Raw genomic sequence first — 13,093 nt, forward strand, 5'->3', positions numbered from 1 at the left:
AGAGGTCGTCGGAATCGTCACCGATGGGCGAGGTCAGCTCAGGTCAATCGCGTCCCTTTGGCCGCGTGCCGTGATCTTCCGTTCAACACCTGTGAACGGACGTCGTCAGACCGCCCGGCATGTCTCAAACTTCACGGAAGCGGACCAACGTCCGGCCCCTTACTTCGGATTGCGCGGGAACGGGATGAACCCGTCCCGGTTCGGCATTTTCACGTTGGGCAGCGACTGTGCGTCGATCACATCGTTCGATCCGACGATCCCGTTGAGATTGAGGATATAAGCCGATACCGCGTAGATTTCGTCCGCGGTGAGCGATTTCGACTCTTGGAATGGCATTGCGCGGCGGATGTAGTCGAACAGCGTTGTTGCATAGGGCCAGAAACTTCCCACAGTCTTTATCGGTGTTTTGTCCGGCGCCAGTGTGCCCATGCCGCCGACGAGCGCTCCAGCGAGCGGGACACTGGGGCTGATTCCCTTCTCGCCGTGACAGGCCTGACATTTCGCGACATAGATGGCTTCCCCCTCCATTGCGGTGCCACGACCAGGCGGCAGACCTGCGCCATCCGGTCCGATGCTGATGTCCCACGCTGCGATATCGGCGGGCGCGATCGGTTGCCCGAACTGCGGGGCTTGGGCCAGGGCCGCCAGTGCAATGGTCAGCATAGATACGCAGACTACTGCAATGGGTTTAAGCGTAAACATTGCTGGCCTCCCCCATCTCGTCGATGCGCCAGCTTGCGATGGCATTGTAGTGGTAGACCCCACGCAAGCCGCGCTCGTCGGCGAACTGCGCGCGCGTTGGCTGCACCATGCCCGTGTCGTCGGTGGCGCGACTCTGCAGCACGGCGGGACCGCCATTCCATTGCCACGCCGCGCGGAAACGCACGGGCGCCTTTGGTAGGATCGGGCCCTGCAAAGCTGCCGGCGCCCAGCTTCGTCCGCCGTCAGCCGACACGTCGACCTGCCGGATGCTGCCGTTGCCCGACCAGGCCAACCCTGAAATCTCGTAGAATCCCGGTCCCCTCAGCGCGAGTCCCGGCGACGGACGTGTGATGACGGATTTTACTTCGATCGGGAACACGAACTGCCAGGCTTTTTCATCCTTGAGCAGGATCGTGTATTTCGATGTTTCGTCTTTGGTCATGGCGGGGCCGGCAATCAGCTTGAGCCGGCGCAGCCACTTCACGTTCATGTTGCCCTCGAAACCAGGCAGCAGCAGCCGCACCGGGTAGCCGTTCGAAGGTCGCACTCGCTCGCCGTTCTGATAGAGACAGACGAGCGCATCATCCATCGCCTTGGTGAGCGGGATGCTGCGGCTCATGGCGGCGGCGTCAGCCCCCTCGGCGATCACCCAGCGCGCCTCAGGTTCGATGCCGGCTTCGTCGAGCAACGTGGAGAACCGCACGCCGGTCCATTCCGCGCAACCCAAGAGGCCGTGAATAGCCGCCACATTGAGCGGCTGGGCCTGAGGCGCGTTGAGCGCCTGGCTGTTGCCGCCACACTCGATGAACGCGATGCGCGATTGCATCGGATAGCGCGACAGCGCTTCGACCGTAAACACAAGCGGGCGCTTCACAAGTCCGTGGATCAACAGCCGGTGTTGAGCGGGATCGATTTCTGGGACGCCGGAATGGCTACGCTCGAAATGCAGCCCGGATGGCGTGATCATTCCTTCGAGCATATGCAGCGGCGTGCGTGATGCGCCGACACCGGCCGGGTTGGGGGGCGGCGGAAAGACTTTGACGACCTTGCTCTCGAACGGTGAGGGCTGGCCGTAGCCCTCAAATCCGCGACCCGGCACCTTCATCCATGGCTGCACCGTAAGTGGTTCTGCCGATCCGCGGGATAGGCCCGCGCCGGTCGCACCGACAACGATCGTGCCTTCGAGAAAGAGTCGGCGGCTTAGAATACCATTGCCGGCCGCCGGATCGCCTGGTTCGGGACGAGTTTTTCTAACCATGAGCAGCACTCCCTCGTTGCGCCCGAATGAACCCGCGTGTCCGCGCGCACGGCCAGCGCTCGGTGAGACCGGCACAAAAGGACTGTCGGTTTTATTGAGAGTGTAATGCCTGCCGATGGCATTCCTGCCATTCGCGTCGGACGGAGACGTCGGCACCTCCCGTCTCGGAAAGCCGCTCTCAAGAACACTACGCTCATCCAAAAGACCTTCAAACTGGCAAGAATGTCGCACAAGCAATCTGGTCAAAACCAGTGTCTCTGATGTCCGAGTTGGGTCACTCGCGTCGTTTTCGGCCCGTTCGAGGGATGTCTGGTTAGCCCTTAACAGCGGCGGAATAGTAGACATCCACCAACCGCCGCTTAGGGCCAACAAGAGACTTATGCACCGCAGCAAGCAGCATCTCAATTCGATCACTTTGTTGGCGCGACTGAGCAACGTCGCCGGGATATCGATGCCGAATGCCTTGGCGGTCTTGAGTGGAGTGGCAATCGCGTGCTCAACTACTGTGAATTCTCCTTTGGGCGGAATTGCGCGTTTCGGTTCAACTTCCAGCGTGTGGTCCAACGCGGGCTGGCCTCCTACGTCCTCGCCGTCATGGCACGCTCGGATTTGCGCAGCTATAGTAGCAAATCTTGGTTAGTCCCGAGATTTTCGCTCCAGAATTATTGCACAGCAAATGCAGTCAGTAAGGCTCTCCCGTTAGCGGCGATTGTTTTGAAAATGCTGATGACGACACTGCAAGAACGGCTAACGCGAAAACTATCCTCATCTTGCCTACTCGTCCTCGGTGATCCTAGTCAGCGATAGCTCGAAGCCGCCCTCAAGCAGATCGGTCAACTCAAGCCGCACCATCTCGTCATCCCAATCGGTCGCGTCGGTGAGCCGATTGTCGGCGATGACATAGGCGCGCTTCTGCTGTTCCGACCAGCCGCGCGCCACGATGACCGGTACCTCGGCGACTCGAGCAATTTCCCCGCCGCTAACCGGCCGTGAGCGGCGAGAACCGCGCCGTCATCGGCGCCGAGATCGGAATGATCCAACTCGGATTGACGCAGCGATTTGCTCGATTTGCTCCGGCGAATGCCGCCGCGATTTGCGCTCATAGGGTCGTAAACGGTCAACCAGCGCTGTTTCCACGGCCGGCTTGCCCGCTGGGAAAACCCCAACGAAGCGGTGATCATGATCTCGCAGTGGGATTGGCTAACCGACGCGCAATTAGCAGCAGCGTTGCTCAATCACGGCTGGCATCCTTCTTTCACCCACGCTTCAAATAGATCGATCTTCTCTTGCGACCAAGGACCATCGCCGTTCGGCGGCGGCGGCGGTATGACCGAGCCGCCAAATTCCACGAATTCGATTGGAGATCTGCTCGGACCGCGCTTTGACGTCTCCAAAGCTGCGGAGGTCGAAGAACTTGGACATGCCCCGGACATCCTTGTCCGTGAAGAGCGGATAGATGTCTTTAGCGTAACTGATCATGGGCACTCCCCACCGGCGCAATCGCGAGGCTGCGGACTCGAATCTTCATCGTAGCTCCCATTCGTTTTAAAGATACCTATCCACCACATGACGAGAATGACCTTGCAGCGCCGGCGAGGGAAATCAACTCTCGTCATAGTCTCGATAGACGATCGTTATTGCCGCCGCGCAGCGTGATGCCGTAGCGAGGAATGCCACGAGCCGCATGGCAGTCGACGCCTACGTTTTTTTCTGCACAGACTTGTAAGCCACGTTCAGTCGCTGAATCGGCAATCAATGCCGTCGTGCTTGCACAAACGACGTCGCGAACTTCGCTCGGTGAGCTCTGAGAACTTCGTAGATGTCGCGCGAGCACAGCAAGGATTGCGCGGGGTCACTGTGGGCTACGATTGCTCAGTTCCGTCGTTGCGTGTGATGGCTAAAGACCCAGCTCAAACATCGGCGGCTGGCGTGCTGGGAGCGATGAAGATGCGCACTACGTTTACGTTATAACCGTCTAAGGCGCGCTACAGCTTTTTCATGTCGGCAGGGCAACCAGAATCGGAAAATGATGAAGAAAAGCGATCGGCGTCATTTTCGTTACAGGCAATCGACCAGCGGCCACGGCAAGCCCGGCAACGCCACTCCCGCCGCCGTCCGATTTGGTGGCCTCGGGTCCGGTGCAGCCGACTCAAGGGGCAACACGAATGAGTAAGCCTTCTGAGCGTAATAAGATTGCAGCCTCACGAAAACAACGTGAGACACTGACCGGCGATCTGATGGTTCAGCATGAAGCGTTAGCGGAAATATTTACTAGTAATAAAGCTGTATGTTCCGGTGGCCGCGATTAGTGCGGCGGCGCCCAAGAACACCGAGATCGGATACCAAAAGGTGGGATGGTCGATGACGAACGGTATCAAACCAACGGCGAGCGCAGGCGGCATATGGACTTTAAACATCCGTAAAATAGCAATCGAGCAAAGCATGGTAACCGTCACGCCCAAAAATTCTGTGTGAAAGCCCGTGCTCAAGAGTAAGCCGACGGATGCGGTCAGGAAACATACGAGAGGAAACAATACCGGCCGTGACATCCAGCCAGGAAGGTCCGGGTGACCAAATAATTCATAGGCTACGACGATCAGCGGAGGGAATAACAGGAAGCGCAATCCCGTTGTTTGCGCCACCGCTCCCAGCGCGAAGACGAATGCCGTCAGTGCGAAGATCCAGAACCGATCTCTCGGCGGAGTTTCGGCGGTCTCAATAATCCGGCTCTCCTTGCCCCCCTCAGATAGGTAACTATCGGGATCAAGGCGCTTCCAGAACGTCAACGCAATGGCGAGTACGGCGAGTCCCGCGAGAATGGCGGCGGGGTAACCCCAACTCATCACGCCGAGGGCCATTGGAAGCACACCGGCAGAGATCGCAGCTCCGATGTTCGATCGGAGCAGTTTAATAACAAATAGGCTCAGGAGGGCAACAACAGTTACCGCGAGGGCGCTGTATTCCCAGTGGCGAGTAATCATCACCCCCAGGATCGCGGTGATCGTAGGGGTAGCAATCAGTCTGATTGGTTGGCTTGCCCATTTTCCGCGGGGGCGCGTGAATACATCATACGCTAAAGCGGCCATCTCGGGAAACAGGATAAGAGATATACCCGTGGTATCGACCGCAAACCCAATTCCCCCCACGAAGGTAACCGCAAGAAATTCGGCAAATAATCTCGTTGTGTATTTCACTGTAATCTAATTTTCCGAATTCCTTTGCAGACGAGACGAAAATAGGAACGCGAAACTCGATGTCTAATGACCATCGGTTATTGAATCGATTGCCATCGACGCGGCGCAATTCTTTTCCTTCGGTCCTGTCGAACCCACCCATCGGAAATGACCAATTGTGGCGTCTAGCCGGCGAGCTTACTTGCGACGTGCGACGGCATATTCGCCGAAGCTGCAATCGGAACCATACATACGGCAATTGGAAAATTTCGTCCCGCATTGTGGTTCAACAACCCGAAGAGGAGATCAATGATGTCTGAGTCCTTTCCACTCCCTACTAAGCCCGAAGACGTTGTCCCGTCGCTGATTGAGCGGTTTAAATCCGATAGGGTCAGCGAGGTAATGGCCTTGTTCGAACCGAAGTCTGTGTTCGTCGAGAATGACGGGCGAACCATCACTGGTCACGCAGAGATCGCCGCCAAACTCGAGCGCGATATCATGCTCGGCCTGCCGGTGAAGACCGTAGTGCGCCATGTGTTCGCCGGCAACGAGATCGCCCAGCTCGTGGTGGACTGGTCAATTGATGGCACAGGGCCCGACGGCAAGCACGTGCACCTCGGGGGCACGGCATGCGATGTCGTGCGCCGCGGTGCGGACGGATTTTGGCGGTTCATAATCGATAATAATCAAGGGACGGCAGTGCGAAAGCCCGCCTGACATATGCGCCAGCCGAGCACCTACTATCAAAAACCGTTTCAACCAGCACGAACAGGAGATCAATGATGTCTGAGTCCTTTCCACTCCCTACTGAACCCGAAGGCGTTGTCCCGTCGCTGATCGAGCGACTCAACTCCGGCAAGGTCAGCGCGTTGATTGAAATGTTCGACCCGAAGTGCGTGTTCGTCGAGGATGACGGGCGAACCGTCACTGGTCACGCAGACATCACCGTCCGACTCGAGCGCTTTGTCGAGCCCGGCGTGCCGCTCGTGACAAAGGTGCGCCATATTTTCGTCGCCGACGATATCGCCCAGCTCGTGTATGACTGGTGGATCGATGGCACGGGTCGCGACGGCAAGGAGGTGCACCTCAAAGGCACGGCGTGCGATATCGTGCGCCGCGGCGCGGATGGGCGCTGGCGGTTCATAATCGATAACAATCAAGGGACGGTATTGCGAAAGCCCGCCTGACACCGCCACGACAGCTCTTGGCGCCGGAGCCACTCTTCTCGGCGCCATCGGGCGAGGCGCGGATCGGCCGCCTCAATCTCGAGGCGGCCATCGCCGCCTTGAACCCGACCGAGCGACGCCCGGAAGCACTTAAGGGATAGCGACCTTCGGCTCCATAAGCTGTTGCGCGAGCAAGCCGGCGTGCGGCGTGAGCGCTGAGAAATCACGCGCACAAAGATGAAGTTGCCTCAGCGCCCAGCGGTCTTGCAGCGGCACGATCGCCAAGCCGAGGTGCCCCAACTCTTTGGCGGAAACCTCGGGCAAAATGGCGATCCCAACGCCAGACTCGACCAACATTGCGATGTACTCAATCCGCCTGAGTTGAATGCGGTAGTAAATCTGGCGGCCCAGGCGGGCAGCCCGTTCTCCCAGATAAGCTTCCAGTGCAGTGTCGGCCAGACCGACGAACGGCTCACCCACGACGTCCGCAAAAGCTATCGATTGTTGATCGCTGATGCGGTGTGTTTCGCTCGCCACAACGACGAGCTGGTCTTGCGCAATAACGCGGGTCTGCAACGCTGCCAGATCAGCCATGTAGGTTACAACACCGAGATCAGCCCGACCTTCCAGGATGGCCCGGACAATCTCGGTGCTCGGGCGTTCATAGAGATCAATGGAAAGGTCCGGATAAGCGACCAAAAATCGGCGGAGTCGCGGCGGTAGAAAAGCGGCCAACCCAGCCGTGTTGGACAAGAGCCTGATGCGCCCTTTCAGGCCAGCGCCATAGGTGCGCAGTTCTCCGCGCATCTGCTCCACTTGGTCCAGGATCAAACGGGCATGGCGGATCAGGGCATCACCGGCCGCAGTCGTCGTGACCCCCCGCCTGTTTCGTTCCAGGAGCTGCGCGCCAAGCGCAGATTCCATTCCGGAAATGCGTTCGCTCACGGAAGCGAGAGCCAGATTCATGTTCTCGGCGCCCTTGGTGAGGCTGCCTTGCTCCACCACGGTCAGGAACAACCGCATATCCGTCAAATCGAAGCGCAATGCTTTTCCTTCGGTTTGGCCGAATTCTTCCATCGGAAATGACCAATTGTGGCGCTTGGTCGGCGAGCGTACTTTACTACATGCGACGCCATATTCTCCGATTTTGGACGTTGACACAAGGGATTGGAGAGGTGGCCCTTGATGAGACCTAGGTTTGCTCGCCAATCTGTCACGCCATATGCGCACGGGTGGCATCGGCTCGTGCGAAGTTTTCAAATGCAACACCGCCCAATCCGAGCGAGTCAACATGAATGGTTATCTTTCGCTGCATGTTCTCATTATCGCGTCGACGTTTTTCCTCGCCGGGATCGTCAAGGGCGTGACGGGGATGGGCCTGCCGACCGTCGCAATGGGTATCCTCGGTGCGATCACGTCGCCAGTTAGCGCAGCTTCGCTGCTGGTCATTCCGTCCTTTGTCACCAATTTTTGGCAGCTGTTCACGGGGCCGGATTTCCTGGCCCTGATGAAAAGGCTTTGGCCGATGATGGTCGGCATCGTGGTTGGCACACTCGCCGGCTCATGGCTTCTGACGAGCGCCAATACGGAATACGCAAGTGTTGGATTGGGCTCCGCCTTGGTTCTCTATGCGGTGCACAGCCTGTGGGCGAAGCCATTGTCGGTTCCTGCGCGCCTTGAGCGTTTACTGTCGCCTGTTATTGGGTTGACAACCGGGGCAATCACCGGAGCAACTGGGGTTTTCACACTTCCCGCCGTTCCCTATCTCCAGGCCCTCGGCCTTTCCAAAGATGATCTTATCCAGGCACTGGGACTGTCGTTCACGGTCTCAACAATTGCGCTTGCGGCGGGCTTGGCTCGTGGCGGAGCTTTCCATCTTGGAAATACTACTTTGTCCGCACTCGCGATCATTCCCTCGTTGCTGGGCATGTGGGTCGGAACAACGGTCCGCGAGCGCATAAGCGCTGCAACCTTTCGGCGCTGGTTTCTGATCTTCCTTGCCATTCTTGGCCTTGAACTCGTCGTTCGCCCACTCTTCTTCTGAGGCAGATGACGATGCCCCAGATCGAAAGCCCACCCGTTCCACCGGGCCCCACCACCGTCACCGAGCGTTATGACGCTCTCGTTGCAAGTGGAACAATTGAGCGTGATCCGGCGCAAGAGGGAGTGGTGGCCGTGCTCGATGCGTTGGCACACAGACTCAAGGACATCAAGCAGACCCGCTTCGGTTTGACCCGACTTCTCGATCGGGGAGACAACTCCGGCAAAAAGGGGCGCGGAATTTACTTTTTTGGCGGAGTCGGTCGAGGCAAGACTATGCTCATGGACCTTTTCTTCGAGAGTGTCCCGCTGGAAGCCAAGCGCCGGATACATTTTCACGAGTTCATGGCGGATGTGCACGACCGCCTTCGGAAAGCTCGCGAGAAGATGGAAGATCGCGATATGAGCGATGGTGATCCACTCTCACATGTAGTTCGAACACTCGCGACCGAGGCACGACTTCTTTGCTTCGATGAACTTGCCGTTACGGACATCGCAGACGCCATGATGCTCGGACGCGCCTTAACCGAATTGCTTTCTCAAGGCGTGGTGCTGGTTGCGACCTCCAATGTCGATCCGGATCACCTTTATGAAGGCGGTATCTATCGTGAATTGTTCTTGCCTTTCGTGGCACGTTTGAAATTGCATGTTGATGTCGTGAACCTCGATGCCCGCACCGACTTTCGTTTAGAAAAACGGGAGGCAGAAGGGGGCTGGTATACGCCCCCGGATGCGAATGCTAAGGTTAAACTTGATCTTGTCTTCACTCGTCTCACCGATAATGTTCCACCCGAGCCGTTAACATTGCCCGTAGTAGGTCGAACGATCCGCGTACCGCTTCAGGCGCGTGGCGTCGCTCGCTTCAGTTTCCGCGATTTGTGCCTCACCCCCATGGCAGCGGTAGATTACATCACCATAGCACAGAGGTTTCATACCCTCATTATTGAGGGTCTGCCCGCGAGATTCGGTCATCGGAATCACGTTAAGCGCCTCTGCTCACTTATCGATGTTCTCCACGAACAGCATGTGAAGCTCATCGTTTCCGCACATGGCGACCCACACAGCATTTATCTTGGCATGGTTGCGGCTTTCGGTGGGGCAATGGGTCCGCCACCCAATCACTCTGACACTTTCCCCGAATTGCTCGAGTCAAGGCGGGCCGTGTCGCGCCTCATCGAGATGCGCTCATGCGACTATCTCTGCCGGCTGAGAGAAGTGCGATCCCTCCATTGAAGATTGTGCTTGAGAATTTACGCTATGCCTTGGCAGGGCTAACCGCTGGAAAGTCGATCGGGGTTTGCGCCGCGTTGTTCATGAAGTTGGTCAACAGGAACTGGGCTGTCAACGCTATCATCTCGACAATGTTGGCGTCGGTCCACGCGGCGTCTTTTACTGCCGCAAACTGCGCGTCAGAAACCTTACCGCGCGTCTCGATGAGGGCCTTTGCGAACGCCACCGCAGCCCGCCGCTTCGGGTCGCTTGAATCGCCTTGCCGATTCAGCGCGATCTCCTCCGGGGGAATCTTCGCCAGATTCGTCGAGACGTAGCTGTGCGCGGCAAGGCAGTAGTTGCAGCCATTAGCCTCCGAGACCGCGAGCGCGATCCCTTCCCGCGTCTTCAGGTCGAGGGTCCTCGACGCCGGCCCCATCAGGCCCGCCCAACCGCCAAGGGCGTTCGGACTGATGGACATGAGGCGATAGTGATTCGGCACGAAGCCAAGCGTCTTGTTGACGTTGTCCAGAATTGCCTGCGATTCGGCGGGTGACTCACCCAGCTCCGGGATAGCGATGCGGGACATTTTCTTCTCCGTTGAACTCCGGCCGGTAGAGGCCTTAACGCACTCCGATATCCCTTATCGAATGCCCGCATAATCCGGTAATCCTGAGAAATGACCTCTCGGAATGTGAGAGAAGATGGACCGACTTGAAGCAATGTCGATTTTGGTCGCCTCAGTCGAGGCCGGCAGTTTCTCCGCGGCCGGACGGCGGCTGGGCGTTCCCCTGCCAACCGTCAGTCGGAAGGTCGCGGAGCTGGAGGCTCACCTCAAGACCCAGCTGCTGGTCCGCTCGACGCGGAAACTCGCATTGACCGAGGCGGGCCTCACCTACGTCGCTGCCTGCAAACGCATCCTGGAACAGGTTGATGAGGCGGAATCTCAGGCCACCGGTGAATACACTGTTCCGCGCGGTACGCATTCTGCAGGACTACGAGCCTGACCCAATCCCGGTGCATCTGGTGCACGCGGGACAGACGCTCTTGCCCCTCAAGCTCCGGCGGTTTACGGAATTCGCTACGCCTCGGTTGCGGAAGTCGCTGACGGCTGACTTGGCCAAACTCTCCTCGCCAAAGACCAGGGTGAACAAGACGAAATAACCCCCCGCTCGCGAATGACTGCCGCATCGTCCGGCTCGACCGCAGAGCCCTCGTTTGGATCAACGTCACAGCACATCCGACGGCCGAATGGGTTGCACGTCAAATCACGGAAGCATTCCCTGGGATGAGGCTCCGCGCTACCTCATCCGGGATCACGACCGGATCTATGGCAGCGTCGTCATGCGCCGAATGCGCGCCATGGGCATCCGCGACAAGCCTACTGCACCGGCCTCGCCGTGGCAGAATGGAGTTGCCGAACGGTTGATCGGATCAATCCGCCGCGAGTGCTTAGATCACATCATCGTCTTTGGTGAGACGCATCTACGAGGGATTTTGCGATCCTACGCACGCTATTACAACGACATCCGAACGCACCGGTCGTTGGACAAAGACGCGCCGGTTGCCCGCCCGGTTCAGCGGACCGGAAGCATTAAATCACACGTCATTCTTGGCGGACTTCACCACCACTACGCCCGAGCTTAGGTTTTCGGTACAGACAGGCAGATTTCCCGCGCTGTCATGGGCGACGCCGAACAGGCGGCGAATCGCATCCTGATTCTTGGTGATCGAATACAGATTGCACATTAGGGCCTAGGGATGTGGAAACCGAATCCAGCCGCAAATCCTAGTGGCTTGCAGCGGTCGACATGGTCGCGAAGACTACTCGCATGTGTTATTCGACCCCGCTTGCTCTGCAAAAAAGGCACCGCGCGGGGCCTTTTCTCTGCACTCTGACGCGCGTGACCGCGGCTCAGCGGCTCAGTCGCTTCTCGACTGATCTCGACCGGCCCGGGCACCAGCGGAGTTTCGCCGCGGTCGAGGGCGCCCCGAAGCTACTCGATTTCTCGCTCACTATCGTCGAGTTCGCCAAACACGGCGACCAGCCGTTCGTCATCCAGGATGGCCAGCAGCTCGTCGACGGCGGACTCGCAGTTCCGCCTGCCGGGCTCGACGTACCCCGGGAGGACCTGTTGGGCCTGATGGAGAGCCGTACGACGCTCTTTTCGGGGGACATACGCTACTCCACGCACACTTCCGGAAAACGCCTCGGCAGCCGTGTTCCTGCGGCAAAAACGAGCGCAGCAACCTGGACGGCGACACGGAAGTTTCATCCGAGCCGCGCTCGGTTACGATCGAGTAGTGTGACGTGGCAGTCCTTGATAGGAGCTTTGTCGATGAATCGCATTTCGTTCTATTTGGGCATCGCGCTTATTATCGTCGGTCTTGCTACCTGGTATCTACGGCCATCGAGCCAACCCGGGAAATTCAAGATCAGCCTCGGCGGCATGACGATCGAGGTTGACGTGCCGGCCTTCTTCATCGTCGCTGTTGGTGTCGTGCTCATGTATATCAGCCCGACCTTCCCGGACCCCGTCAAACCGCCCGGCCCTCCGGTGCCCCAGATCCCGGAATACGATTCCGGCTTTGTCGACGGCGGCAAGAACAGGTCCACCAGGGATTACTGCGATCCGCAATGGGAAGCTTATAAAAAGCAATACCCGGATTTCACGATCGAGAAGATTGAATTGCCGGAAGAGACTCGTGCGGTCGACAAGAGCATCACGGAGCTCCGGGTCCAACAGTATAGGTATCGCTGCAAATTCGTAGCGAGTCGGCAATGACGCCGTCCGTCTGATAGACGCGGAAGGTATCCTGCCAGCAGATGTCAGCTGGAGCCGGAAGTCTTCCCCATAGGTGCCTTGCCAACGGGCACATCAACTCATTTGCTCGCGGCGGATTGCTTCCGTCCCGCTTTCGTCAGCGCGTAGACGCTCGAATTCGGCATGCCAATGTGGGCGTTGATCGAGGTATTCAGCACAATCGATGCCGGGTTAGCGAGAAGCTGCAACAGAGCCTGGATCAGAAAACACGGCCCCTTCAAATTGACCGCCACCGAGCGGTCGAAGCCAGCCTCGTCCCACTCAGCCAGGGGACGGAAGTCACCGATGCCGGCATTGAGGAAGATAGCGTCGAGGCCTCCGAAACTGTCCTGTATCACAGCGGCAATCTTTTTCTGAGCGGCGACGTCGCCTGCATCCGCATGGACAACTAGCACATTACCGAGTTCCCTGCGAGCAGCCTCCAGGGAGGCCAAATTGCTACCAGTGATGGCGACGCGGGCCCCTTCCTCAAGGAAGCGGCGAGCCGTCTCGAGCCCGATGCCGCTGCTGCCGCCGGTAACAAGAGTGCGCTGTTATTCAACCTGTTCATTTGTCAGTCCTCCTCCGCTAAAAAGTTGTGCCGGTCCAACGGAGAAGCGCCGCAATGCTGTTGCACCCACAACGACAGCTGCGGCGAAGTCCGCCATCTGAACTACTCTCGCTGCTTTCCGATAGTTTCCTGGGGGCGATCGATCGACCTCGATGCCTTCGGTCGGAATC

14 protein-coding genes and 2 pseudogenes are annotated in these 13,093 nt (G+C 58.2%); 8 read left to right on the forward strand and 8 right to left on the reverse strand.

From position 1 onward, the window contains the following. Window positions 1-159: 159 nt before the first annotated feature. The 3 genes from ACZIRK_RS34820 to ACZIRK_RS34830 all read right to left on the reverse strand — a co-directional run bounded on the left by ACZIRK_RS34820 (window position 160) and on the right by ACZIRK_RS34830 (window position 2,899). Window positions 160-702, reverse strand: coding sequence for a c-type cytochrome (locus ACZIRK_RS34820; RefSeq protein WP_130229283.1), 543 nt, complete (start codon window positions 700-702; stop codon window positions 160-162). After that, a complete protein-coding gene (gene soxC / locus ACZIRK_RS34825; RefSeq protein WP_245475026.1) occupies window positions 689-2,524 on the reverse strand; it encodes a sulfite dehydrogenase in 1,836 nt (611 codons plus the stop codon). The genes ACZIRK_RS34820 and soxC overlap by 14 nt, the downstream gene beginning before the upstream one ends. A gap of 210 nt (window positions 2,525-2,734) precedes the next feature. Continuing rightward, window positions 2,735-2,899, reverse strand: a complete 165-nt coding sequence (locus tag ACZIRK_RS34830) for a ParB N-terminal domain-containing protein (protein WP_165435510.1) — start codon at window positions 2,897-2,899, stop codon at window positions 2,735-2,737. A 240-nt stretch (window positions 2,900-3,139) separates the two neighbouring features. Between ACZIRK_RS34830 and ACZIRK_RS34835 the strand changes: the two genes are divergently transcribed. Then, window positions 3,140-3,493 (forward strand): hypothetical protein, encoded by a 354-nt coding sequence (locus tag ACZIRK_RS34835; protein ID WP_456645841.1) that lies wholly within the window; start codon window positions 3,140-3,142, stop codon window positions 3,491-3,493. Window positions 3,494-4,215: 722 nt separating this feature from the next. Here the strand turns inward: ACZIRK_RS34835 and ACZIRK_RS34840 are convergent. After that, window positions 4,216-5,154, reverse strand: coding sequence for a hypothetical protein (locus ACZIRK_RS34840; RefSeq protein ID WP_130229281.1), 939 nt, complete (start codon window positions 5,152-5,154; stop codon window positions 4,216-4,218). A 291-nt stretch (window positions 5,155-5,445) separates the two neighbouring features. Between ACZIRK_RS34840 and ACZIRK_RS34845 the strand changes: the two genes are divergently transcribed. Further along, entirely contained in the window at window positions 5,446-5,850 is a 405-nt protein-coding gene (locus ACZIRK_RS34845; RefSeq protein WP_130229280.1) for a YybH family protein, read from the forward strand. Between the two features lie 65 nt (window positions 5,851-5,915). Beyond that, a complete protein-coding gene (locus ACZIRK_RS34850) occupies window positions 5,916-6,320 on the forward strand; it encodes a YybH family protein (protein WP_165435509.1) in 405 nt (134 codons plus the stop codon). Between the two features lie 129 nt (window positions 6,321-6,449). On the opposite strand, the gene ACZIRK_RS34855 is transcribed toward ACZIRK_RS34850, so the two are convergent. After that, entirely contained in the window at window positions 6,450-7,376 is a 927-nt protein-coding gene (locus ACZIRK_RS34855; RefSeq protein ID WP_165435508.1) for a LysR family transcriptional regulator, read from the reverse strand. Between the two features lie 214 nt (window positions 7,377-7,590). Here ACZIRK_RS34855 and ACZIRK_RS34860 point away from each other — a divergent pair, with 214 nt between their 5' ends. Beyond that, the gene (locus ACZIRK_RS34860) at window positions 7,591-8,343 is read left to right on the forward strand and encodes a sulfite exporter TauE/SafE family protein (protein ID WP_130229291.1); all 753 of its coding nucleotides are present in this window, start codon (window positions 7,591-7,593) and stop codon (window positions 8,341-8,343) included. Window positions 8,344-8,354: 11 nt separating this feature from the next. Then, complete coding sequence (gene zapE, locus ACZIRK_RS34865) at window positions 8,355-9,572, forward strand: cell division protein ZapE (protein WP_165435507.1); 1,218 nt, start codon at window positions 8,355-8,357, stop codon at window positions 9,570-9,572. 22 nt (window positions 9,573-9,594) lie between these two features. Here the strand turns inward: zapE and ACZIRK_RS34870 are convergent, their stop codons facing one another. Beyond that, window positions 9,595-10,137 (reverse strand): carboxymuconolactone decarboxylase family protein, encoded by a 543-nt coding sequence (locus tag ACZIRK_RS34870; protein ID WP_130229277.1) that lies wholly within the window; start codon window positions 10,135-10,137, stop codon window positions 9,595-9,597. A 115-nt stretch (window positions 10,138-10,252) separates the two neighbouring features. Between ACZIRK_RS34870 and ACZIRK_RS34875 the strand changes: the two are divergent. The 3 genes and pseudogenes from ACZIRK_RS34875 to ACZIRK_RS34885 form a co-directional block, all read left to right on the forward strand. Then, window positions 10,253-10,528: pseudogene (locus tag ACZIRK_RS34875) on the forward strand (LysR family transcriptional regulator); the annotation flags it as partial. Window positions 10,529-10,799: 271 nt separating this feature from the next. Next, on the forward strand, window positions 10,800-11,195 hold the full coding sequence (locus tag ACZIRK_RS34880) for an integrase core domain-containing protein (RefSeq protein WP_207231120.1): 396 nt from the start codon (window positions 10,800-10,802) through the stop codon (window positions 11,193-11,195). 185 nt (window positions 11,196-11,380) lie between these two features. Further along, window positions 11,381-12,334, forward strand: a complete 954-nt coding sequence (locus ACZIRK_RS34885; RefSeq protein WP_474419012.1) for a hypothetical protein — start codon at window positions 11,381-11,383, stop codon at window positions 12,332-12,334. A gap of 131 nt (window positions 12,335-12,465) precedes the next feature. On the opposite strand, the pseudogene ACZIRK_RS34890 reads toward ACZIRK_RS34885, so the two are convergent. Both ACZIRK_RS34890 and ACZIRK_RS34895 read right to left on the reverse strand, forming a co-directional pair. Beyond that, window positions 12,466-12,923 (reverse strand): annotated as a pseudogene (locus ACZIRK_RS34890) (SDR family NAD(P)-dependent oxidoreductase); the annotation flags it as partial. Then, window positions 12,907-13,093: hypothetical protein (locus tag ACZIRK_RS34895; protein ID WP_474419013.1), on the reverse strand; the 187-nt coding region annotated here is incomplete at its 5' end. The pseudogene ACZIRK_RS34890 and the gene ACZIRK_RS34895, both read right to left, overlap by 17 nt.

This window comes from Bradyrhizobium sp. Leo114 (genome assembly GCF_055229415.2).

Bases quoted from the DNA above. Each gene is read 5' to 3' on its own strand.
- ACZIRK_RS34820 (WP_130229283.1), bottom strand. From the start codon at position 702: ATGTTTACGCTTAAACCCATTGCAGTAGTCTGCGTATCTATGCTGACC.
- ACZIRK_RS34835 (WP_456645841.1), top strand. From the start codon at position 3,140: ATGATCTCGCAGTGGGATTGGCTAACCGACGCGCAATTAGCAGCAGCG.
- ACZIRK_RS34845 (WP_130229280.1), top strand. From the start codon at position 5,446: ATGTCTGAGTCCTTTCCACTCCCTACTAAGCCCGAAGACGTTGTCCCG.
- ACZIRK_RS34850 (WP_165435509.1), top strand. From the start codon at position 5,916: ATGTCTGAGTCCTTTCCACTCCCTACTGAACCCGAAGGCGTTGTCCCG.
- ACZIRK_RS34855 (WP_165435508.1), bottom strand. From the start codon at position 7,376: ATGGAAGAATTCGGCCAAACCGAAGGAAAAGCATTGCGCTTCGATTTG.
- ACZIRK_RS34860 (WP_130229291.1), top strand. From the start codon at position 7,591: ATGAATGGTTATCTTTCGCTGCATGTTCTCATTATCGCGTCGACGTTT.
- zapE (WP_165435507.1), top strand. From the start codon at position 8,355: ATGCCCCAGATCGAAAGCCCACCCGTTCCACCGGGCCCCACCACCGTC.
- ACZIRK_RS34870 (WP_130229277.1), bottom strand. From the start codon at position 10,137: ATGTCCCGCATCGCTATCCCGGAGCTGGGTGAGTCACCCGCCGAATCG.
- ACZIRK_RS34880 (WP_207231120.1), top strand. From the start codon at position 10,800: ATGGGTTGCACGTCAAATCACGGAAGCATTCCCTGGGATGAGGCTCCG.
- ACZIRK_RS34885 (WP_474419012.1), top strand. From the start codon at position 11,381: ATGTGTTATTCGACCCCGCTTGCTCTGCAAAAAAGGCACCGCGCGGGG.